Source organism: Enterobacter cloacae complex sp., assembly GCF_900322725.1.
Lineage (GTDB): Bacteria > Pseudomonadota > Gammaproteobacteria > Enterobacterales > Enterobacteriaceae > Enterobacter > Enterobacter quasihormaechei.
Window position 1 is genome coordinate 652,566 of sequence record NZ_LT991957.1, and the last position, 22,024, is coordinate 674,589.

The 22,024-nt window shown below is 52.8% G+C and carries 21 protein-coding genes; 4 read left to right on the forward strand and 17 right to left on the reverse strand.

Annotated features, from left to right (window positions below; genetic code table 11):
- Positions 1–35: 35 nt before the first annotated feature.
- From DBR02_RS03320 to DBR02_RS03335, 4 genes are read right to left on the reverse strand one after another with little or no spacing between them, the layout of a single operon-like run.
- The gene (locus DBR02_RS03320) at positions 36–518 is read right to left on the reverse strand and encodes a DUF2514 domain-containing protein (protein WP_107533487.1); all 483 of its coding nucleotides are present in this window, start codon (positions 516–518) and stop codon (positions 36–38) included.
- Positions 515–1,141 carry a glycoside hydrolase family 19 protein gene (locus DBR02_RS03325; RefSeq protein ID WP_107533488.1) on the reverse strand — a complete coding sequence of 209 codons (627 nt, stop codon included), beginning with the start codon at positions 1,139–1,141 and terminating at the stop codon, positions 515–517. The genes DBR02_RS03320 and DBR02_RS03325 overlap by 4 nt, the downstream gene beginning before the upstream one ends.
- A complete protein-coding gene (locus tag DBR02_RS03330; protein ID WP_047052275.1) occupies positions 1,131–1,424 on the reverse strand; it encodes a phage holin family protein in 294 nt (97 codons plus the stop codon). The genes DBR02_RS03325 and DBR02_RS03330 overlap by 11 nt, the downstream gene beginning before the upstream one ends.
- Positions 1,411–1,815, reverse strand: a complete 405-nt coding sequence (locus DBR02_RS03335; RefSeq protein WP_077579864.1) for a putative holin — start codon at positions 1,813–1,815, stop codon at positions 1,411–1,413. The genes DBR02_RS03330 and DBR02_RS03335 overlap by 14 nt, the downstream gene beginning before the upstream one ends.
- Before the next feature lie 153 nt (positions 1,816–1,968).
- On the opposite strand from DBR02_RS03335, the gene DBR02_RS03340 reads away from it, so the two are divergent.
- Genes DBR02_RS03340 through DBR02_RS03350 form a run of 3 tightly spaced genes read left to right on the forward strand, consistent with a single transcriptional unit; the run spans position 1,969 to position 4,699 of the window.
- On the forward strand, positions 1,969–2,331 hold the full coding sequence (locus DBR02_RS03340) for a GtrA family protein (RefSeq protein ID WP_047052272.1): 363 nt from the start codon (positions 1,969–1,971) through the stop codon (positions 2,329–2,331).
- Entirely contained in the window at positions 2,328–3,245 is a 918-nt protein-coding gene (locus tag DBR02_RS03345) for a glycosyltransferase family 2 protein (RefSeq protein WP_107533489.1), read from the forward strand. The genes DBR02_RS03340 and DBR02_RS03345 overlap by 4 nt, the downstream gene beginning before the upstream one ends.
- Positions 3,242–4,699, forward strand: coding sequence for a glucosyltransferase domain-containing protein (locus DBR02_RS03350; protein WP_107533490.1), 1,458 nt, complete (start codon positions 3,242–3,244; stop codon positions 4,697–4,699). Before DBR02_RS03345 ends, DBR02_RS03350 begins: the two co-directional genes overlap by 4 nt.
- Before the next feature lie 30 nt (positions 4,700–4,729).
- Here the strand turns inward: DBR02_RS03350 and DBR02_RS03355 are convergent, their stop codons facing one another.
- Positions 4,730–7,435: a right-handed parallel beta-helix repeat-containing protein gene (locus tag DBR02_RS03355; RefSeq protein ID WP_059585504.1), complete on the reverse strand. Its 2,706-nt coding sequence runs from the start codon at positions 7,433–7,435 to the stop codon at positions 4,730–4,732.
- A 195-nt stretch (positions 7,436–7,630) separates the two neighbouring features.
- Here DBR02_RS03355 and DBR02_RS03360 point away from each other — a divergent pair, with 195 nt between their 5' ends.
- Entirely contained in the window at positions 7,631–7,891 is a 261-nt protein-coding gene (locus tag DBR02_RS03360; protein WP_032671830.1) for a hypothetical protein, read from the forward strand.
- A 223-nt stretch (positions 7,892–8,114) separates the two neighbouring features.
- Here DBR02_RS03360 and DBR02_RS03370 read toward each other — a convergent pair whose 3' ends face one another.
- Genes DBR02_RS03370 through DBR02_RS03425 form a run of 12 tightly spaced genes read right to left on the reverse strand, consistent with a single transcriptional unit; the run spans position 8,115 to position 22,022 of the window.
- Positions 8,115–10,871 carry a hypothetical protein gene (locus tag DBR02_RS03370; protein ID WP_107533492.1) on the reverse strand — a complete coding sequence of 919 codons (2,757 nt, stop codon included), beginning with the start codon at positions 10,869–10,871 and terminating at the stop codon, positions 8,115–8,117.
- A complete protein-coding gene (locus DBR02_RS03375; RefSeq protein ID WP_107533493.1) occupies positions 10,871–12,436 on the reverse strand; it encodes a hypothetical protein in 1,566 nt (521 codons plus the stop codon). The genes DBR02_RS03370 and DBR02_RS03375 overlap by 1 nt, the downstream gene beginning before the upstream one ends.
- Positions 12,436–14,964, reverse strand: coding sequence for a hypothetical protein (locus tag DBR02_RS03380; RefSeq protein ID WP_107533494.1), 2,529 nt, complete (start codon positions 14,962–14,964; stop codon positions 12,436–12,438). The genes DBR02_RS03375 and DBR02_RS03380 overlap by 1 nt, the downstream gene beginning before the upstream one ends.
- Before the next feature lie 12 nt (positions 14,965–14,976).
- Positions 14,977–15,516 (reverse strand): virion core protein, T7 gp14 family, encoded by a 540-nt coding sequence (locus DBR02_RS03385; protein WP_032671835.1) that lies wholly within the window; start codon positions 15,514–15,516, stop codon positions 14,977–14,979.
- Positions 15,516–15,980 carry a hypothetical protein gene (locus DBR02_RS03390; RefSeq protein WP_107533495.1) on the reverse strand — a complete coding sequence of 155 codons (465 nt, stop codon included), beginning with the start codon at positions 15,978–15,980 and terminating at the stop codon, positions 15,516–15,518. Before DBR02_RS03390 ends, DBR02_RS03385 begins: the two co-directional genes overlap by 1 nt.
- On the reverse strand, positions 15,980–18,457 hold the full coding sequence (locus DBR02_RS03395; RefSeq protein ID WP_107533496.1) for a hypothetical protein: 2,478 nt from the start codon (positions 18,455–18,457) through the stop codon (positions 15,980–15,982). The genes DBR02_RS03390 and DBR02_RS03395 overlap by 1 nt, the downstream gene beginning before the upstream one ends.
- Complete coding sequence (locus tag DBR02_RS03400) at positions 18,457–19,062, reverse strand: hypothetical protein (RefSeq protein WP_040117947.1); 606 nt, start codon at positions 19,060–19,062, stop codon at positions 18,457–18,459. The genes DBR02_RS03395 and DBR02_RS03400 overlap by 1 nt, the downstream gene beginning before the upstream one ends.
- Positions 19,062–19,385, reverse strand: a complete 324-nt coding sequence (gene gp10, locus DBR02_RS03405) for a capsid staple protein (protein ID WP_045342894.1) — start codon at positions 19,383–19,385, stop codon at positions 19,062–19,064. Before gp10 ends, DBR02_RS03400 begins: the two co-directional genes overlap by 1 nt.
- 51 nt (positions 19,386–19,436) lie before the next feature.
- Positions 19,437–19,823, reverse strand: a complete 387-nt coding sequence (locus tag DBR02_RS03410; RefSeq protein WP_063921810.1) for a hypothetical protein — start codon at positions 19,821–19,823, stop codon at positions 19,437–19,439.
- A 4-nt stretch (positions 19,824–19,827) separates the two neighbouring features.
- The gene (locus DBR02_RS03415) at positions 19,828–20,268 is read right to left on the reverse strand and encodes a Bbp16 family capsid cement protein (protein ID WP_032634949.1); all 441 of its coding nucleotides are present in this window, start codon (positions 20,266–20,268) and stop codon (positions 19,828–19,830) included.
- A 51-nt stretch (positions 20,269–20,319) separates the two neighbouring features.
- Positions 20,320–21,306, reverse strand: a complete 987-nt coding sequence (locus DBR02_RS03420; RefSeq protein ID WP_045342886.1) for a major capsid protein — start codon at positions 21,304–21,306, stop codon at positions 20,320–20,322.
- A gap of 17 nt (positions 21,307–21,323) precedes the next feature.
- Positions 21,324–22,022, reverse strand: coding sequence for a peptidase (locus DBR02_RS03425; protein ID WP_063928596.1), 699 nt, complete (start codon positions 22,020–22,022; stop codon positions 21,324–21,326).
- Between the last annotated feature and the right edge of the window lie 2 nt (positions 22,023–22,024).

Genomic DNA, 22,024 nt, shown 5'->3' on the forward strand with positions numbered 1-22,024 from the left:
CGTCACCGGAAATCAGTACCATGAAAAATTCCATGTCACCTGGTCAGCGAATCGTACTGCTTTTCACAGACTCGTCCGGCTTCAGCGGCCCGGTCAGCGTACTCTGCCAGTTGTCGGTTTCGCTCGAGAGATTTGCTGAGCACGTCGGCAAGCAAAACTCCGGTGTCTGCGGCTGACGTCCCAGCGCCGACAGTGGCGTTATACTGCCTGAGCTGCTCACGGATGGCAACGAGCTGTTGCTGCAACCGGCCAGCGCGAGCGGCAGCATCAAGAGCATCATTGCGCGCCTGGTCGATCCTCTGCTGCGCTTCACGTTCATTGGTAGCTTTCTCCTGCTCGTCCTGCTGACGAGCTTTATCATCTTCGGCTTTGCGATCTGCCTTTGCCTGCGCATACCCGGCATCGTACTGGTGGCTGCCGTGTACATTCCAAGAAACCACTCCGACGATGACCAGAGCAGCAAGCATCAACACGATAAGCAACTGTTTCCAGTACGCTTTGACGAATGCCCAGATCATAAAAGTACCTTGCTGGCGGTGATGTACCGCGCGCGCCGGTCGTCGATACCGTTCTGCCCGCCATTGATGATCTGCGTGACGCGCACCAGGTCGCCAGTGTACTTCATGCAGCCTTTGGTTGCGAAGAACCACGCCGCACTGCGGGCCGCATATTCGTCCTGCGCCAGCAGTTCAGGCTGGCTAACCAGCTCAATTTTGAGCCCGTTGCCACAGTCGCGGTAGTTGTTCAGGCCGGTGATCTGGATAAGCCCGCGCCCGCGATAGAACCAGCCGTCAGTCGGGCCATTGTTCCCATTACGTTTGCTGTATACCAGGTTGGCGATCGCACGCTGGCGCTCCAGCGGTAACGATGGCTCACCAGCACGGCGGCCCAGCGCGTTGGCCTGGCCCTGAGTGAGACGCCCGGCACGGACGAATCCTGCCAGCCCGGTTACGCTGTAGTTGAAGTTCTCCTGAAGCCGTGTGAACCCTGTCGATTCATGGCCCACCTGCGCGATAAACATCGCCTGGTGCGCTGGCGCTTCAATGCCAAACTCTTTCATGGCCGCAGTGATATGCAGATACCAACGCGTGGCCAAAACGTCGCTGATGCCAGCTGCACGCTGGAATTGTTTAATGTCCATGCTGGGACCTCGTTATCTTGAAAATTTGCACCACGTTCCCTTTTGTCTTGATGAGAGCAGCCAGGAACACAGCTTTAATGATGACTTCTGACCAGTCGGCGCTGACGTAGTACCCATAGAACGTCCGTATAGGTACGCTGGCTGCCACAACGATCAGCAGATAGGCGAGCCAGCCGCCCCACCAGCGATGGCGTGACCCGTCACGGCGGAACAGAAGGACTCGGATAGCAATGCCGCCGCAGATAGCGGCATTCAGGATGAGAAGCAGTTCAGGACCGGTCATCGTCTTTTCTCCCCGGGATCAGGTCGCGTGGATTTCCAGAACGGTGATACAGCCAGGTACCGATACCAACAGCAACGATTGAAGAAACAAACGCCCCTGCTGAGTAAGCAACCCCTTTCTCAAACATATCTGTGGTGATGCCAGGGAAAGCGGATGCAAAGCCTATGAGAAGTGTTGCTGTCGGTTTGTAGAAGAGAAGGCCGCAGAAGAAGCTGAGGAACGCCAGAAGTAACCGCCGCTTTATGGGATACTCCACCGCTGAGGTAACAAAAATTACCGCACCAGCAAGCGCCCCTAAAGCCACCTCCGGCGGCACACCCGCGACCACAGACATTAGCGCGCTCAGGCTAAGCCCCTGATTCAGCGATTCCGTGGTTAACGAGTGCGACATAGTGACCACCGTTTAATGTGCATAAAGAACCCCCTTAGTTGGTGAGTTCATCATACACAATAAACCATATGTGGTTTAAAAAACCTCAGACAACTCTTAACGAAATTACCCAAAAGGTGATAAAGTAAGGTTTTATATTTTTCGGGCGTAAAAGTGCTTAAGTTATTCGCAAAGTACACATCGATTGGCGTCATTAACACGCTCATTCACTGGGTTGTGTTCGCTATTTGCATATATGCATTTCACACAGGGCAGGCACTTGGTAACTTCGCTGGGTTCGTCGTGGCAGTGTCATTCAGCTTCTTTGCAAATGCCAGATTCACTTTCAAGTCTTCCACCACAACCATGCGCTACATGCTTTACGTTGGATTTATGGGCTCGCTGAGCGCTGCTGTTGGTTGGGCTGCTGATAGGTCCGGAATGGCTCCGATCGTGACCCTTATTCTTTTCTCCGCCATCAGCCTGGTGTGCGGATTTATTTATTCAAAGTTCATTGTCTTTAGGGATGCGAAATGAAAATTTCTCTGGTCGTTCCCGTCTTCAACGAAGAAGACGCAATACCGATTTTTTATAAAACGGTTCGGGAATTTGAAGGGCTTCAGCAGCATGAGGTCGAGATAGTATTCATAAATGACGGCAGCAAAGACGCGACAGAATCAATTATAAACGCGCTTGCTGTTTCAGATCCGCTTGTGGTGCCGCTGTCGTTCACTCGCAACTTTGGAAAAGAGCCAGCTCTATTTGCCGGGCTTGATCGTGCCACCGGAGAAGCGATTATCCCGATTGACGTCGACCTTCAAGACCCCATCGAAGTTATTCCTCACCTGATTGAGAAGTGGCAGGCCGGCGCTGATATGGTTCTGGCTAAACGCTCTGATCGCTCTACAGATGGACGACTGAAGCGCATGACCGCTGAGTGGTTCTATAAGCTGCACAACAAAATCAGCAATCCAAAGATCGAAGAAAACGTTGGCGATTTCCGCCTGATGTCTCGTGAGGTAGTGGAAAACATTAAGCTCATGCCAGAGCGTAACCTCTTTATGAAGGGCGTATTAAGCTGGGTCGGTGGCCGCACTGATGTCGTGGAATATGCCAGGGCAGAGCGCGTGGCGGGTAACACGAAGTTTAACGGCTGGAAGTTGTGGAACCTTGCTCTTGAGGGGATCACCAGTTTCTCTACCTTCCCCCTGCGGATGTGGACTTACATCGGCCTGTTCGTCGCCGGTGCTGCATTCCTGTATGGCGCGTGGATGATTTTGGATACCATCTTTTTTGGGAATGCTGTCCGCGGATATCCTTCCCTGCTTGTTTCAATACTTTTCTTGGGAGGAATACAGTTGATAGGAATTGGAGTCCTCGGTGAGTACATTGGCAGGATTTACGTAGAAGTGAAGAATAGACCTCGTTACGTGCTGAAGGGAAGAAAATGATAAGAAATCTTAAAAATGATAAGTCTATATTTTTAATATCGCTGGCTCTATCATTTGTATATATATTGCCATTTATCATTAATAACAACTATGTTGTAGATGATTGGCTTAGGACTGATACCGGAGTTACTGCTTGGGAGGGTAACGGGAGGCCTCTTTCCTCTGTCATAATGGCTGCGATTAGCATGTTTGGCGGAGGTTTAAATTTCTTTGGGGATGGTGTTTTATATGATGTTTTCCCGCTTACCATTATATTATGCGCTTTTGTGATGATCTTTTGCGGGTATCTTATCTCTGTTGAGCTAAGCCTGAAATCCCCAATTGCTAAAGCAGCATGCATGTTACTACCACTGACTTCAACTTTATTCATTGGTAATATTTATTTCAGGTTTGACTCTTTAATAATGTCATTATCCTGTCTCGGGGCTATTTTACAGGCAAGGATGAGCGCAGAGAGAAGTATTGTCTGCTGGATTAGTTCGGTGGCGATTGGGTTTATTTCAATATCAATATACCAGGCATCTATACCATTCGTTTTATCTTACCTTGCATTAATGTGCTTTATGAGGTTCTGCAATGAAAATAAAAATGATGTTATTAACTTAATCTTAAAGGTATTTTCATCTCTTTTCTTTTCGTTCTTGCTTTATAAATTAATGATGCTGGTATTCTTTGATGGAGATTCCTATACCTCCGGATACACGGACACTCACTCTGAGTTAATACCACTTTCAGTTGATGGATTAAAGATATTTGTAAATAACTTCTCATTGTTTATAAATATGCTTTTCAAGGTTACTGCATTTGCCCCTAGTATTATTTTGTTAACATTGATAATTGTTATGTTGGTAATCTCATCAATAGAAAGAAATAAAACTACTGCATTTTCAGTGCTTGTATTTGTAGCAATAATAGTTCTCGGATTTGCTCCTTATCTAGTTTTGAAAAGCCCTATAGTAGAACCTAGAGTGATGATAGCCGCTGGATTATCATTTTGTGCACTACTAAAGGGTGCGGAAATGATGAGTAAATTAGGTGCTTTATCAAAATCATTGATTGTGGTAATTATTACATTCAATTTTAGCCAAGCATATGGAGTATCGAATGCTTTCAAAATCTATCAGCGTATAGACAGAGTGGTCGCTCAGAATATTGCCTACGACCTAATTGAATGTGGTTATAAAACAGGTGATAAGATAGTAATTTCTGGCTTCCCTTCTTATCCAGATTCTGTCAAGAGAATATACGATGCTATTCCGGTATCGCAATATCTAGTAGGTTCTGCCTTTGCAAACTACAGGTTCAAGTATAGCCTTATGAAACAGTATGGCATATCATCACCTATACCAAAAGATGAAAGGTTTAAAGGAGATGGAGAGATTATAAAAAACAATAGCCTTATTAAATTAATTAAATACGAAGATGGATACAGAATATATATAAATAGAATGTAAAATAACGCCCCCTTAGAGGGGCGTTATTATTTATAGCACTGAGTCATATTGAACCAGAGGTTTAAGACTGATGGTTACATCTGTTTGATTTGTTATCGCTGGAATAACAACACCAGATGGTCCGACCGCAATGTTAGCGATAACACCTGTCGTAGATGACCTCACAACATCTGTCGATGTGCCAGTAGTGCCTGTGTTAGCTAGTTGTACCTGCCTTGCTCCAAATGCATCTCCAGATCCTGCAATGGTTGCCTGCCAAACCCCTCTAAATAAGCTGGCTGGAATTGAAGTAGACGCCGATCCTGCTGGAATAGATATTCTTGTATTGTCGTAGAAAATTATGTCTGAGGCTGACATTGTGCTACGAGAACCAATGCTTAATGCTTGGTTTCCAGAAAATGATATATATGTCCTACCATCCAAAACAAACGATGATAGCAAACCCGCCTGGTTTAATGTGTTTAAATCAACAATGTTTCCATGAGCGATGATTGATTTGGGAATTCCAGAAATTTTATACCCAATTACACGATAGTTAAGCGACAGGTTGTTCAGTTGCTTAACGCTGTTTCCCACCAAACGTATGCGCTGACCTCTGTAAACTTTGTTAGTCCCCGCTCCAGCATTCACAGCTATGCCCTCAGTCGTATTGTTGACTGTGTTGCACTTCATGACAACACTATTGTGGCTGATATCAATATCCTGGAAAACGGCGTAGTTGTCGTCACCAGCACCTGTGCTTATTGCTACCCCATCGTATGCACGGAGTTCACAGTAGTTATTGTGTATCTTGACAAAAGGGTCTGGGTATGTGGCTTGCGTGGCTTCGCCACCACCACCAACATCAATGCATCGTGTATACTTAGCACCGATCAGTAGGCCTGTAGTTTCACTGGCAGGTACATCACGGGAACGGACATAGTTATCAGCGACAATCAGGTTATATGGTTCATAGTTGGGTGCCCAACCTGGTCCACACTTAGCGTAGATACCTACAACCCCATGCTCAAGGCAATGGTTGTTTGCGATGATAGCCTGGCCTCCACCATGGAAGTCAATACACTTGCGGCGGCAGTTACGAATCATATTCTCAGTAATTGTTACATTACGGATTCTTCGGTTTCGACCATGTGTGATACCGTAGCCTGGGTCGTAACTTGCGTTCAGTACATCATCCCCATCAGGGTGACCGATGTCTTCGATGTTATTCGCCATGTAGTTCAGGCGATATCCAGAGAGGACGTAGATGCCTGCACTGTAGCACTTGCGAATACGTGTATTAATAACCATCACGCCATCAGGTACATCTGCATCTGTGGTGTAATCACTTGCACCATAGGCTGCTGCTGTGTTACGGATGCCAATACCTACCGCACCAAAGTTAAACCCAGAGATGTCACAGTCATTGATAAGAATACCACGGCATGCACGTTGAACCTTCACACCGCAAGCCCAGCTACCGATGTTGCCGCCAAGGAACTTGCCCCACGTGTTCTGCCAACCTGAAGCTTGGCTGCCGTCTGCATTGTATTTAGGGAATTGACCTGTAACACCAGCGTATGCTCCGCCAGTATATGCGCTGGTATCAAGGGCATTATTTGGTGCAAGAACTAGAGCAGAATCGTACCCGAATCTGGCTTCTCCTTTCTCTGCATACCCAGTTGTGGTATCAATTGCAGGGAAGATTCCCGGACCCTTGATAGTTAAATCAACAGTAACATGCTCACAGGCTATGAGGCTTAACGCATCAAGGCCATGCGTCTTAACCAGCAATGTTCCATTGTGAATTTTGATACCCTTCTTTCCAACCAATGCAAGGCATGGGCTATAGTTATAAGTACCGTCAGAAAAGTCGGCTTCATTTGGATATTGAATAGCTAGGGCATAATTCTTACTTATTAGAAATGTGCCACCAGCAAGATCAAGATCACCATCAGTTTCGTCTATAAATTTTTGAAGTGCTAATGTGTCATCATCTTCACCATTGCCTATTGCTTCAAAATCGAAAGGACTTTTCCGCTCATTAAGTTTATCTTCTACAGTGCGATCGCCGTAACCAATCTTTGATGAGCCTGTTGGCTTCGCCAGCTCAATAAGAACGTCTGATGCTGATCCTGATGGTGGAAGAACAGGGAATGGATTGCCTGCACTATCAAAGGCGACAATTTTATTAGCCCTTGTAGCTGCATCTGGCAATGAAGGTATTGCCTCAGGAACGCGTAACGTGCGATTTAGATTGTTGTTTGCCAGCGTATCAACATAGTTTTTGGTGGCCGCATCTTGCGGGTCTCTCGGATCGCGTAAATTGCGAATGTAGTTGTTCAGCGCGTCATACCAGTTCGCGATGCTCGATGGCTTGCGAAGAGCCAGGCGGAACAAGCTGTATGCCTGCTGGATCAGCATAGTCAGCTTGTCAAAGGCATCTTCATGTACCTCAGCGAAGAACTTGCCCTGGTTGCGCAGGTCGGTTTCCTGCGTCGGCTCCAGTTCTCTGGCAATGGAAATCTTCCAGCCATTTGTCAACGGAGTGGTGAGAACCACATTACCGCCGCTGTATCCTCCTGCGTTCGTAACCGTATAGTCAGTATCCAGAACCAGGACTGTGATGTTTTCGTTGAGATCTACAACTGATACAGCAAGATCTGTTTTTTTGAATATGCGGAACGTGTACGGGAAGGATGTCGTAACGCCGTTCCCCGTGTAATCGTTATGGTCAACTACGGTTGATACCGTCATGGCCTGTCTCCAGTTAAGCAGCGCCCGGCGCGCGTGCATCATCTGGACAGTTTATTACCTAGCAAACCTTATATGAATTGAATGAATAACAATCAGGAAAGTTATTACCTTTTAGGTAAATGGCAATTCGTGCTGGATAGTATTTCGAACATTTGCTACTGTACATATATACAGTGAATGCATGGAGATTATCAGATGCAACGTCAGTATCATCACCCGCTGGAAAAAGGATTTGCCGAACGAATACACACGCCGGGAGGCGTCCGCTCCCTTGTTGAAGATTCTCACCTGATGACGTTGCTGCGCCAGCTTGGTGAGGATGGGTTTAACGTTGATGGTCCGATGGCTGAGTTGACTGCTCTGGTTAACTATGTCACCAGCTCGCAGATGTCCATGAAAGATCTGCAAATGCATCTTGATTACTGCGTGGAAAAACTGAAGCAGGAAACGACATAAAGTAAAGGCCGCATGCGCGGCCTCGTGACATGTCACAGTAAAGGAAGTTTAAAGATTATTGCGGCAATGATGACGAAGGTCGAGAAGTAAACGACCTTCGCCGACCACTCTCCTAACCACTTTTTCCTGATGGCAATTACAGTCACCCACAAATAGGCAGTACCGCATACAACTACGGAAGCAAACCAGAACAACATCAATCCAATACTGACTAAGATGTCCATCATTGGCCCACCGCCTTCCCGAGATCTGGAGCGCGCCGCGGTGTTGTTTCGCCGGGCTCCCACCAACTCGTTGTGTTAAATTCCCGCTGCGCGCGGTCCCTTACCCGATCGTTGTACCCAGGGTTCGCCATCTCCTGAAGCTGTTGCAGGATCAGGTGATTGGTAATGGCTTTTGCATACCAGAGGTTTGCGAACGGGGTGATCATTCGAGCCGTCTTAAGCGCGTCGGCACCGAATGAAGTTTCTTCCCCCTGCAATGCCTTCTGCGGGTTAGTGATCAGCAGTTTAGTTAACTGTTCTGCAAAGCTGAGCACTGGTCCGCCGATGGTAGCCGCGATACTGGAACCATATTGCGTATGGTCCTGGAAAAGGAAATCGCCGTAGATACCGAATGACCCACCTTTCAGAAGAGCCTGTACCCATGTAGTTGGCTTCGTCATATCCAGTGGATCATTACCGGTCAACAGGCTATTCATCTGGTTTGCAAACATCCCGGCCAGAGTCGTGCCTGCAATGTATGAAGCGAGGAATTTAAGAGCTGGTACCGTGTCCAGATCATTAGCCCGGTTTACCAGCTGGCGGAACCCAGCGAATGGCGTTGTCTTAAAGAGCATGAAACTCTTGATCAGCTGTCCGGCATCGTCTCGGGCATAGGTGTCAAGGCCGGTAGCGGTCGTTACGGCGCTGGTCATCTCGCCGTGCGTGATACCAAGAAGTTTCTGAGCGGCCTCGGCTCTGGCGTTACGTACCATGCGCGTGATGGTCTGCTCTGCTTCTGCGTCGAACGCCTCTTTCATTTTCTTCAGGCGCTCTGGTGGCATATCGCCAAGCGCGGCCAGCGCTGCATCACTACCTGCACGCACCTGCGCGATACGGTCAGCCATGATGTCGGCGATCACTTCATCAGGCACGGCGTAGATCGCATCAGGAGTCATACCCATGTGACCGGAGGTAGTCATTGGCTGTAGGTCTGCCGCTGCCATGATCGCCCAGTCTTCATTGCTCCAGCCTTTGTTAGCAAGGATGGTTTTATCTGACCCTTTTACGTCATCCAGAGTCTTAAATTTGCGGGTCAGTTCGCCAATGTTTTTATACATCAGCAGGCCAAAAGCCGCCTTGTTGGCGCGGTCCATGGCGATCAGACCTGACCATTTCAACGTTTTTTCTGCGAACCAGCCGGTGATTCCGCGCGACAGGTCAAAGCCGCCCATCTTCGATACGACAGCAGCATGCGAGTCCACAAGCAGGCCGAGCTCGGCATTGGCCTTTTTGGCATCACCGCTGAACAGGTTGCGAATGGTGTTTGCAGACAGGCGCATGCCGTCTCGGGTAAAGCCAAGAGCCTGGGCATTGGCGCGCATGATCGCCTGGTCGCTGGTTGCGGTCAGTACGCTGGTGCCGAGCATGGCGCTGGTCATCAGGTTGCGCAGGCCGCCAACCGCCGACGTGAATACGCTCGATGTGGCCGCACCGTTAAGCCCCGCCATTGAGTTAAACATGCGCTCAACCATCTTGCGCTCATCGTTCATCTTGCCGACTTCCTTTCCGCCGGTTACTGCACGCTGATATACGCGGTCCAGAACCAGCGAAAAGTTGCGGGTTGCGTCCGGGCCGAATGCTTTAACGACACCCAGATCGCGGGAGGAGGATTGCAGGTGCGACATCATTACGCCCACCACCGGCTGCTGCGTATAACGCTCCATGTAGGCGAAGTGCGACTGCGCATCCTTGAACGCCATCACCCTGCTCTGGGAACCGCGATTCTTTATCCCGCCGGTGCCCATGAACGCGCCCGGGTCGATTTTGTTGGCGCCATCGGTGGCCTTCGTTTCAAAGATCGCTTCCAGCGCCTGGCGATACTCGATGTCATTCATCGGGCTGCCGTCTGGATTAACGTAGTTGCTGCGATCCTGCGTGTTGTAAACGTCGTCCACCCATGCCTGGCGGGCAAACTCAATCGGAGGCTGACGGCCTGACAGTCGCGCTTTGGCCTGTTCTGCCACCGGCAATGATGCCAGCCATTCATCTCGCCCGGCGTTGCGAATAAAATCAGCGTCGTCCACATACGGCAGATGCCAGTCTTCTCGCAGGCCGATATCGAAACCGTTGTCGTTCATTTCCTGCCGGGCCCGGCTGGTGACGTCATTCCATACCTGGGCGATTTTTTTCGCCTGCGGGTTCCCGGTGTCCTCGCCATATAACTCTTTCAGGATCTGGAGCTGTGCAGACTTTGCCGCCTGCTGGTCGAACAGACTGCGGAAACGCTGCTCACCGAGTGCTTTGCTCTGCTCGAAGAATTTACGGACGTCATCACCGGCTTTGAGCAGTTCAGCACTGAGCTGGCGTGACCAGTCCTGATATGCTCCGGTTGCCAGTTCCTCGGCCGAGGTCACGGCAATATCCTTACCGTCAGTTGTGCGCCGTCCTGCGAAGATAAACTGCTGCAAATTGGCGGGTGTTTGCTGCTCTGGCGGGATATTAGCGTCGAGGGTATCTGTCACCCTGCTGATGGCGATCGCGTTCTGAGCGACGCGCTGACGCTTCTTATAAACGTCATGCACAACGCGCTGTCGCACAAGATCAGCGGCCTCCATGTACGTCTGCGCATCAGGGATGCCAGTCTTGCCTTCCCTGGCATTTTTTTTATGTACCTGGCGCACGGCCTCTTTGATACGGTCCTCAATACCTTTCAGCTCGTCAGCCTTTGGCTGGCGGCCCAGGGTCTGCGCAATGGCTTCAACACATGCCTGTTTCATTATGGATTCCTCAGGAAGCACGCGGCGGCGACTGAATAAACTTTCGATTCGTTCTGCACGGTCTGGATTTGTTCATCAAATTCAGCCAGAACATCGGAGAGTTTCGCCGGTTGCCCGGTGTCGGGGTGCGTAATTGTCAGGTCCGGATTAGTGGTCGCCATATCGCGCGCCGCCATCAGGTCGTAACTGTTGGATGAAATAGCCTGTCCGGTATCGGGATCCACACTGACCTGCCCGCCAGTTTCGTCTGCTGCCGTGAATGCGCTTTCGGCACGCGGAGCAGGAGCCTCTCCAGCCAGTTCTGACGGCGTTTCATACCTGACACCATTCTCTTCGAAAACCTGCTGCATTGCATGGTACTGCTCGCTTGCAGATTCCAGCATGCCAGGCCGGGCCGGACCATCCAGCCCGCGCGCCATCATACCGACGTTAACAGGCTGGCCGTCATTCAGCTGTCGATACGCTTCGTCCATGGCTGCCACATGGCTGTTGATGCTCTCGTTGCTGGCATGCAGCACCGGGGAGGATTCCAGATCGTAATAGAGCCCCTCATTCAGAGTGTGGGCGGCATCGATATCGCTTGGCTTAATAGCAGGAATATCTGTCGTGGCGGCAGGCTCTGTCACTGGTGACTGAGAATCCGAGCGAACCGGTGATCCTGGCGCGTCTGTCACTGGCGCTACTTCGGCCACAGGCGATGGCTCTGCGCTTGCATCAGGTGCGCTCTGCACTTCCGCCGCCGGGATCGGCGCTTCAGTATCTGCTGGAGGCGGCACGTCAGCATTTCGCGCGGCAAGGTGATGGGCACCACCAAAGGCGCCACCCAGCACTGCATCCACCAGAATCGCCTGGCCGTCGAATACCCGGTACTGTTTCGCCATCTCGGTGTAGCCTTTCTCCTCCAGTGTTTCGCCGACGGAGTAACGGTTCAGGCCACCGAACCCGGTGTTTATTGCCACACCTGAGGCAATGCGCGTTGCCAGAGTGGTGCCGATGGCAGCAGGTAAGGCCATGCCCGCTGCGTTGAAAAGGCTCTGCTGAGTTGCCAGGTTGCGCGCCGTCGACTCGTCTACACCCTTCCCTTTGAAATCCTGATAGGACTGTTCATACGTAGAGCTGAATGCCGTAGCTGCGCCGACCGCGGGGCCGCCGACAATGGTCGCACCAATGGCCGGCACGAACTGACCGAGGCCATAAAGAACCTCAGCAGCGGTGCCCTGGCTACCAACATCCGGCTTCACATACCCGCGAGCATCCTGCAACTGTTTGCCAATCGTGTCGTATGTTTCATTCAGCGCTTTATCGGCATCAGGAAACATCACACGGAAGATATTGACCGTTGGCGCCACGTCTGCGGTGAATGCCGGATCGCTGATCAGGCGTTTACTGAATCCGACGGCAGACTGTGCAAGGCCGAGAGTGCCCTCAGCCACGCCGCGCACCGGTGCGGCGATTGAACCCTGGAAGAATGTCGGCTCATAGTCTTCTGGTCGTGCCGGATTGGCCGCTGCTTTATCGTCGGTCCACGCCTGGCCTTCCGGAGCCAGAGAAAATACATCAGACATTATTCGACCCTCACAACGATAGCTTCATTGGTTTTCGGATCCGTCGCCCAGCGCCCGCTGCCGCTTACCAGTCGATACTGGTTGTTGCCAATGTTGACTGGCGTGAAGTTTGATGCGGAGTTTACGTTCAGACCGGCATCTTTCAGCGCCTGCTGTGCAGATGCGGTGTAGCGGTCCTTGAAGGTGGATTTATCCATGCCGAACGGCATTACCACATCGCCACCATTAAAGCCCTTGTACACGCCCCCTGTGGCGTATTGCGCCGCCTTTTCCACTACGTCGGAGTTGGCTGCATCAGTGCGCGTCATGGAGGCATCACCTGACTGATAAGCGATCCCGGCGTAAGCTGCCTTGAAAAGGTTATAACTGAGCTGGCGCGCCTGCGCGTTATTGGCGAATGCATTACCCACCTGATCGTCGAATGCTCGTTTCAGCTTATCTTCGCTCGGCAACTGCACCGGGGTTATACCAGCATCTTTCATTGCCTTCGTTGGATTGAGCAACTGATCGCCAGCGAGGATCACCTTCGATACGTCGTACTTATTCATGGTCGGCTTGTAGCCAATGAACTGACTGTATGCGATCGATGGTTTTTTGTTGTCGTACTGGTTATCCGGCGTCCCCAGCAGCAGCGCGGAATATGCAGTTGCTGCGTTGTTAGGCGCAATGGCAGACGCGACCTGGCGCATTGCCGGAGCGGACAGCGTTTCCCCCATGCTCTGTAACAGGCTGATTGTCTGGTTTACGTCTTTGGTACCGCGTACCTGTTCAGACAGTGCCGCAGCCTCCTCACTGGACAGAATAGGCGCATTGATGCCCAGCGCGCGCAGGCTTTCCTGTGAAGAGAAACGGTTAGCAACCTCAGCTGTGATGTCGTTAGGGTTGTTGCTGGCGATCGGCTTATAGGCTCCAATCTCCACCGCGGCGTTGAACGGGTTGTTCTGCCTCTGGCTGATCACCTTTGAGGCCGCCGCCGATACCTGATCGAATAATTCAGCGCGGGATGCATATCCCTCGCCTGTTTCCTCGGTTCCTGGCTTCAGCTGATTGACGTAGGCTGTGATGCTGCTCGTCGGCATGTTGCGGAATGAGCCAATGTACTGCCCGGCGATCTGCGTATTCCGAAACTCGGTATAGCGGAGATTACCTTCCCGCACCCCATAGGCAACCAGGAAGTCGGTCTGCGTTGGTGCATCAGGGAAATCAACACCGCGCATGTATGCCGCGCTGGCATCGCGAACCCGACTGTCGATACTGGTGCGATATTCCGCCTGCTGCTGCTTGCGAATTTGGTCAGCCTGGCGAAGGAAGGTTGCCTGCGCTTCAGGAGATGCAGCGTCGAATGCAGCATTGCCGGTATATCGCTTGGTGCTGGTCGGAAGCTGTGACAGGCCAATAGCTGCACTGACACCGGTGGCGAGCTGCTGGTCGCTGTATGGCTGGCTCCCGTTCTCATGCTGGATGATTGCAGCACATAGAGCCTTCAGCGTGTCAGGGTTTGATGCGTCAAGCTGCTGATCCGCAGTTACGCCGAGCTGTGCACATACTGCCTGAATGTAAGCATCGGTGTTGTTATTGTCAGATGGCGGCGCCCAGCGGTTGATAATGTCACTGACGGTATCGATGCCCTGGCGCTGATAAGACAGCAGGTTGCGGCCCAGCGCGCGAATGCCATGCTCCGGAGTTTCGAATTTAGCAAATCGACCATCATCACCGGTCTGCCCAACCCACGGATTAGTTTTGCTGTACTCGAGGTTTCCGGGGTTGTTATTGCGAATGCCGCGAGCGCTGTCGCCTGAACCGCCTTCCGATACCGCACGACGTGATCCAACAGCCGTGTCGCTCAGCTCACCATTGCTCTGAATGAACTCGATAGAGTTGTTAGCAGACCACTGAGAGAGAGCCGTATCAGCGACCTTCTCTTTAAATTCGGTCTTTTTCGCCTGAATCTGCTCGGCACTCCAGCCATGCGCGGCGCCATAGGTTTCGATCTGCTGAAAGGTCTGCTGGTTGTACAGCACGTAGTTGGCGTTATCGCCGTACGCAGATGCTGCCAGTTTCCCGTTGTTCGCCAGCGTCGCCTGGAACTGTCCTTCTTCATAGGCGTTAAGCTGGCTGATCTCGTGGCGTCCGGCCTGCGTCGTGAACTGAATGCGCTGCTGCTGTGCTTGCTGAAGGAACCCGGCACGGGCACCTTCTGGCAGGGTCATGGCGATCTGCTCTGCCTGGGAATCAAACTGTTGGGTGTACTCCTGGCCCTTACCCAGTGCATTCTTACCCTGAAGATTCAGCAGACCGGTATCGGGATTCGTCAGCAGATCACTCGATACCTGACTCAGTTGCAGCGATGCATCTTGCGCCTGGGCGACATCCGCCCTCTGCTTGGCCTGCGCGAACATGTCGATCGCCTTTGGCGCGACCTGAGAAATGACGTCGCCGACATTCGGCTGTTCGAACGCCTGAAATCCAGGAGACTGGAATCCGCGGCTTTCAACCTGGCGCCCGCTGACTGTTGGTACTGTTGGCATTTCGATATCTCCTTATCGACCGGTTGGCGTGCCGACGGCTGCGCTGATAGGTGCGGCCTTCTGTGAGAATGGCGACCACGTCCCACCAGCCATTTGATAGGCTCCGTAAGCCTGTAGCGGCGTTGTGAGCAGCGTTGTCATCGCCCCCATATTCCCCTGCTTACGCGCGGATACCGCCTGGGCGTCATAGTTGGCGGACTGCACCTGATAGCCGTAAGCCTCGCGCTGGGCGTTGTTAACGGTCGTCAGAGCATCCAGCGTGCCGAACTGAGCGGTATCTCCGAAGATATCCAGAGCATTACCGGTTGAGAGGTCTGCCCCGGTGGCCCCCATGGTTGCAGCCTGGGTGCCGGCTGCCTGGCGATTACGGCGGCGCACTTCCTCGGCCTGGGCATTGCCACGGTTAATCGAGTCCTGCGCCTGAGCTTCTGCCACATCCGCATTCTGCTCAGCAACAGCGGCAGAATATTTCCCTGTCTCATACTGGTTGTAAGCTGACAGCGCGCCTGCTGCGAGAGTCGCACCGGCTAAGATTGTGGTGGGTTCGCACATTATTTTTTCTCCATGTGGAAGCGATGAAACAGAAGACCGTGAGCGCCGTACGGCTGTGGTTCTTCAATGGTGAATCCCAGCCAGTGCAGCCAGATACGCGCTGTGTGGTTGCGGGCATCTACATAGTTTTCAAGATACGGGTAAACAGCCAGCATTGCATTGACCACTTTCCCGCAGCGGCGCAGGAAAGTGCGTTGGTATTTCTCCAGCGCATCGGTGCCCACCAGCCACGGGATACCGTTGCCGCCGATCATTGATGCCGGGGCCACGCCGAAGATGGTCACCCCTTCCCCGTTGATAAGCCCGGCGCAGGCGAAAGTTGACGTGCGCAGACCGGTTTCCAGAACGCGGCGCGGGCTCCATCCGTTTGTCGCCATAAATTCATCAACGTCAGCCTGGCGGACATGCGGGAGCATAGCTTCGATATGTTCCTGGGTTGCCGGTACGATCTGAGCTTTAATCATCAGAATCCCCCGACCGTCATGCGCGGCAGGACCGCCAGAACAGAAAGCGGCAGTGGGTCGAGCTGGCGCACCTTAACGCGTCCGTTCTTATCCCAGTTGCTGTCGAGCTTCACTTCCACCTTCCCGGTAGCGTCATCAACCGGATCGTCGTAGAACTCAAACTCACGCTGAGGATACTCGTACCATTCTCCGCCCGGAGTGGTTGCCCAGATGCCGCGGCTGGCGTTGACCACCATCGTCACAGTGGGGATCACCTGCTTTTTATCCAGCAGCGTTTCCTGCCCGTTGATATTGATGTCCAGCGTTTCGAATTCAGCGGTGATCGGCAGCCCGATATGCACCACTGCGCCCGGTGATTCCAGCGTGACAGCACCACCGGTTACGGTTTTCTGTGGCTCTACGCTGGCATCGGAGAGGATGTTGACTGTCTGGCCTTCGAGGTGTGACAGACCGCTGAAAGTCTGGCGGGCCATCTGCCAGTTAGTTGTGGCCGCAGTGCGCAGTACCGCGGGTACGTTACGGTTGAAGCGCACAACCACGGCGGTATTACTCGTTACGGAGATAATGTCGCCACGCAATTCTTTCGCCACCACTTCGCCGGTATCAGGATCCGTTTCTGAGTACGGGAACTGGATCTGAGCGCCAACGTCAGTGCCCACGAAATACGCCCCGCCGCTTATCGTCACCGGGTAGTCAACCTGATAGCTCCAGTCACCACTGCCGCCGCTGATGGTCATAGTACGTGTTGAGGTATTGCGTCCGTCATAGCTCAGTCCGCAATCGACAAAGAACGCATCTTCATCACTGGTAAACAGGCGGCTGGACAGGCGCTCTATGTAACGTTTCGTCTGTCCGTTGATGGTGCGGTTAACCACGAAGTAAACAGCGTCCTCGCTTCCTTCGCTGATGGAGCAGGTGCTTTCGTACTTTCCAGTGCTGGACTGCGGTGCCCAGGCAAATACCTGTTGGTCGCGCAGATAGGTCAGCACCAGCAGTTTGCCGTCATCGCGGATGCAGAACGCGCTGCTGTACGGCACGATGCAGAATGACCAGTCGACAATGCTGCGCTTCTGGAACAGGTGGTTTGCCAGTATGGTCAGGTCAGTGCCCTGGTATCCGTCCACGTCGAAGGAGTAAGCCAGATCACGGACCACGCTCCCCTTCTCCTGGATGAACAGCGCGATGTTTGCCACCGCGATCGGCGGCACATTGCTGGAGCCGTTGTTTCCCTGCGAGCTGAACGAAAACGCCGACGGCGTGAGGACCTTATTCTGGTCTCCGGATATCGTATATTCCCCGCCGGATGTCAGCGCGACCAGGTTGCCGACGTCGATAAGATGGCGTATCTCATTCACCTGTCGCCCGGCGTAGGTGTAGATGATGCGATCGTCATCCTGAATAGGGTTATTCTTGCCGAAGTCTTTATAGTCACCGGTCCGGCTCGCCCAGATCGTTTGTGGGTACGCGGTGGACGCGGCGAAATACAGGCGCTGCTGATAGTAAACAACCGTGCTCGGGTAGCCGTTGACACTGTTCCATGCGTACCGTGCCCACTTGTAGCTGCCATTAGCCGATCCGACAACCTGCGACGGGATATAGCTCACCACCGTAGCAGTGGCTGTCAGGCCGTCGCTGGCTACGGCTGTAATGCGCGCAATGCCGAAACCGCTGTGCAGGTATTCCCACTGGATTCCGGTATCACTATCCCCGGTTCCGCCCCATCCATCCCAGGACATGCCTTCCGTGTGAGAAGGCCGCAGGGCCCCGGTCTTGCCGGAAGTATTGGCACGGTAGTAGTTGCTGTCGGCGCGGCGTACATCGTTGATAGCGGTGGTCTTGCTGGTCTCCCATACGGGAACGGAATCAACCGCAGGCTGTTCGAGGTAAAACAATTTACCTACCTGCTCAGATCCGAATATGGCGGAGCTTGCCGTCAGCGTAATAGTACCGGTGCTGGCGCTGGCGTATACCTTCACTGACTCGTCAACGTTGATATCTTCGAACGGTCCGTTTTTGGTGGTGACATCAACGATCTGCCAGTTGTCGTGCGCGTAACGGCGCAACTCCTTCGGCGGATAGGCCGGGTGAACCAGCGTAAGCACGTCTGCGCTCTGCGTGAATTTGATGCGGAACAGGTCAGTCTCAGCATACGGCATCGCCAGTTCGTAGATCACATTGCTGCTGTTCAGCACATACGCGCCGTTTTTGATGACGCGCATATAGTTGTGCCCGAACTCCAGCGCATAAGTCTGGACGGTCGAGAACTGGAAAGGGATAAGGCGGCATTTTCGCGTCGGATATTTGGCTTCGCCGACGAAGCGCGTGCCCGGGCGATTCTCCACCCCGCCATACTGACGGACAATAAAGTTGTCGCACTTGCGCAGCGCCACCTGATACTTCGACATATCGATGCGCCCGTACAGCGACGGGCCAATTTCACCGCCGGCAAAGCTCGGCTGAATCCAACTGAAAGCCATTATGACAACCTCGCTGCGGTGAACTCATCAACTGGCGGCTGCGGCTCCTGGGATTCGTTCTGGCTGTGCGAGCCAGCGCTCAGGATGACGCTGCGGTACATGGTCAGTGCGTTGTTACCGAGATCTGCGCTGCCGGTCAGCGGCATATTGATGGCGGCGGCCAGACGCCAGGACAGCGCTTCCATGAAGATTGCATCGAACATGTTCACGTCGGTGACGCGCGCGATATACTTCAGCCATGCCTGAGGCTGATCGGTGTAGATCAGCTTTCCGGTGCCGTCGGTATCAGCCCCAACCTCATAGTTGATGCGCATGGCCGCCGTGGGATTACGTATGCCGGGCACCATAATTTCGGTGATGCGCAGGCAGTCAGTCGGATACTGGTAGGAATAAGCCCAGTCCGGCGGCGGATTGTTGGTATCGGCCAGCGCCAGGCGTTTGGTGGCAAAGTTCCAGTCGAAGTCCGCCAGCGCAGCATCGCGGCAGGAATCGAAATGCAGGGAGCACTGCCCGGCTTCTTTGCTGGCCTCGGTCAGGCTGTTAATGCTGCGGCTGTTCCCGATATTGCTCAGCGCGCGGTTACAGATCTCGATAACGGAGGCCATTAATCATCCTCCCCGCCGTAGAGAGTTTGGGCGGCAGTTTTGGGCTGCTCACCAGATACCGGGCTGAGTGCCATGTCAGTAATCTGCAAGCTGGCGTTATGCTGCATGCCATCTTCCGTTTCTCGGGTAGAGGTGGAACGAATTATGGCTTTCGCGGTGATCATCACTTCAGTACCAGCGGATTGTGGCGTTGCCTTGAGCTTGGCGAGCGTCTCGTTGTTCAGCTCAATGCAAAGGCCCCATGGATAATCATCGCGAGTCTGGGTTTTACCATCCTCATCCTGATAGGTGTCAGTTCCAGTTTTGAGGTTTACCAGTTCCATAGCGGACTCCTGCAATAAAGGGGCCGAAGCCCCTTGTTTTATTAGCGAGGCTTAGACGCCCAGTTTTTGCCGTTCTTCCGCAATACGCTCTTTGATCGTTTCAACATTCATGTTGCCAGGTTTCTTGTTGAAAAGTTCTTCGTACTGCTGGCGTAGCGCGGCTTCATCTTCACTGAAGGTATTGGCATCTTTACCGCCGGTATCTTCCTGGCCATCATCTTCATCCTGTGGTTCAGGCTGAGAGTCAACCGGCACGATTCCGCGCTTCTTATCTGCCTTCTTATCTGCCTTCTTCTTTGCCGCCTTCGCCGCTGCGTTGATCGGCTCCAGCGCAGATCCTGGCTCGCCGTCATATTCAATTTCTGAGCCTTCAGGCCAGAGGTTGTTATGAATATGGGATAAGCGCAGGACGCGGTATTTTGCTTTTTCCATTGCCATCACCTTAGCCAGTCACTTTGGAACGGATCGGGTAATAAGGAGTGTTGTTGTCAACATCCAGATTAATGCCCGAGGTGAACGCGCCAGCAGTCAGCGGACCGGTGCCGACTGAATAGTTAACGCGCAGATAACGCTGGACGCCCGCCGGAACTTTGGTTGAGAACAGGCGTTTGCCAACTGTCAGTGCAGACAGCGCCAGAGCACCGCTGTCGTAGATAGTGGTCCAGGTGGAGTTGTCAGGGCTGGTCTGCAACTGAACGTTGAGGGTCGCAGCACCAGCAGCGGTTGCAGTGGTGTCAACGGTTGCCCAGAACTCCAGCGGATAACCAACGCCGATATCGCGGCGGGTGCCGTCGATAGGGCCGAGGTCAATCACGTCCGTAGAAGCAGCAGAAGCTGTAACCGCCTGCTTCTCGGAGAACATCAACAGTTTGTCGAGGATCATTTTCTTTCTCCATTTATGGGCCGGTTAAGGCCCATCAGTTAATGACAGGCGTTAAACAACGCGCGCTTCTGTTTCGAGAATCGCATCGGTTTCACGGATTGGGATGCCACGGAACGTGGTCCAGAATTCGCCTTCAGTCTCTTTTACGGACAGAGCCAGAGAGGCTTTATCCAGAGATTGCAGATCCAGCGCCTGGGCAACGGTACGGTTCATGTAGAACACCGCGCGGCCCATTTTCAGGTTAGGGACGCGGTGCAGCGCTTTAACCATCAGGCTGACGATATTTGCAGCTGAACCTGGTACTGACAGATCGCTCACATCGATGTTGGCGATGCGCACAACGTAGCGCCAGTCACGGAGAGCCAGGCCGTTATCCCACTTATAATGGGTGCGGTAACCCTGGTATTTGCCGCCATTGGCATCGGTAAGCGTCTGCTCGCCGAGGTTCTGAGTCTGCAAACCAGCCTTCTGCCCTTTAGGGAAGATGCCGTGCACAGTGTTTTCACCCCAGACCACCAGCCAGATAGAGGTGTTATCTGTACCGGTGCCGCCAGCATCAATGATGTTCTGGCCGTTGCCTGCGGATTTGCTGGAGTAGCGGGATGACAGGCCCATGAACTGCTGCGGATTCACACTGGTGTCGCCGTAGAACAGGGTCTGAGCCATCTGCTGGTTCATTCCTTCGAGGAATGCACGATCTTCAGACAGGCGGAATTCAGCAGTGTTACCGTTAAGATCTGCCAGTGACTTATCTACTTCCGCATAAGCCTCCAGCATGCCGACAGTGTCAGTGACCTGTACGGTAGTTGATTTTGTCGGTTGCACACCGTAGTTCAGCAAACGCCAGGTAGGCTGCGGGAGCCCCGAGCGAACGGTGGTACGGTGACCAGTTGGAAGGTTACCCTCTACGAACATCATATCCGTCAGGATTTCGTTGGTCTGGGAAAGAAGTTCGACAATCTTATCGACCTTTCCGTTTGGATCAGTACGCTTAGCCCAGTCAGCCAGCGTCAGCGCATTTACGCCTTTAACAGCCATGGTTATATCCTCTCTTATTAGCCATAAAGCACTTCGGCCGCACTACGCTGGCCTTGATTACTGCCATCGACCATGCCGTCTTCCGACATGGCTTTACCGATCTTCACGAACGTTTTAACCAGGTCTGGATGGTTACCAAGCCCGGTAGCGTTCAGATATTCTTTCAGTTCCGGCGTGCCGAACTGGTCGAGTGCACGCTGCGCAGCACTGAGGTTTGCGGTCAGTTTGTCGCCGCCGATCTCCTTGTCTGCCTTCACGGTCTCTGCCCAGCCTTCGGTCTGCTTCTGCCAGGCTTCTGCCTGACGCTGCTGCACACCGGCCAGAATTTTTGGATATGCGTCCACCAGCTTTTGCGCCTGCTCGTTGGTCAGGTTCAGATCACGGGCAACGGGTTCGAAGTCCTTCAGCGCTTCGGTATCCAGCTCTACGCCTTCACCAGCGGTAAATTCGTATTTCTCCGGCGCACCTTCCTGCTTCTGCTTTTCGTCATCCGACTCCTCCGCTGGCTTTTCACCATCAGCGGGTTTGTCTTCCTGAGGCTTGTCACCTTCAGCGCCAGACTGTGGCTTATCGCCTTCTGGTTTCGCTGGCTCGCCTGCAGGTGCTGGAGCATCGGCAGCAGGTGCAGATTGCTCAGACGGTGCAGGTGCAGTGCCACCATCAGCAGGTTGCTCATTGCAAAGACGGCGATGCAGCAAACGTTCAAATAAATTCATGG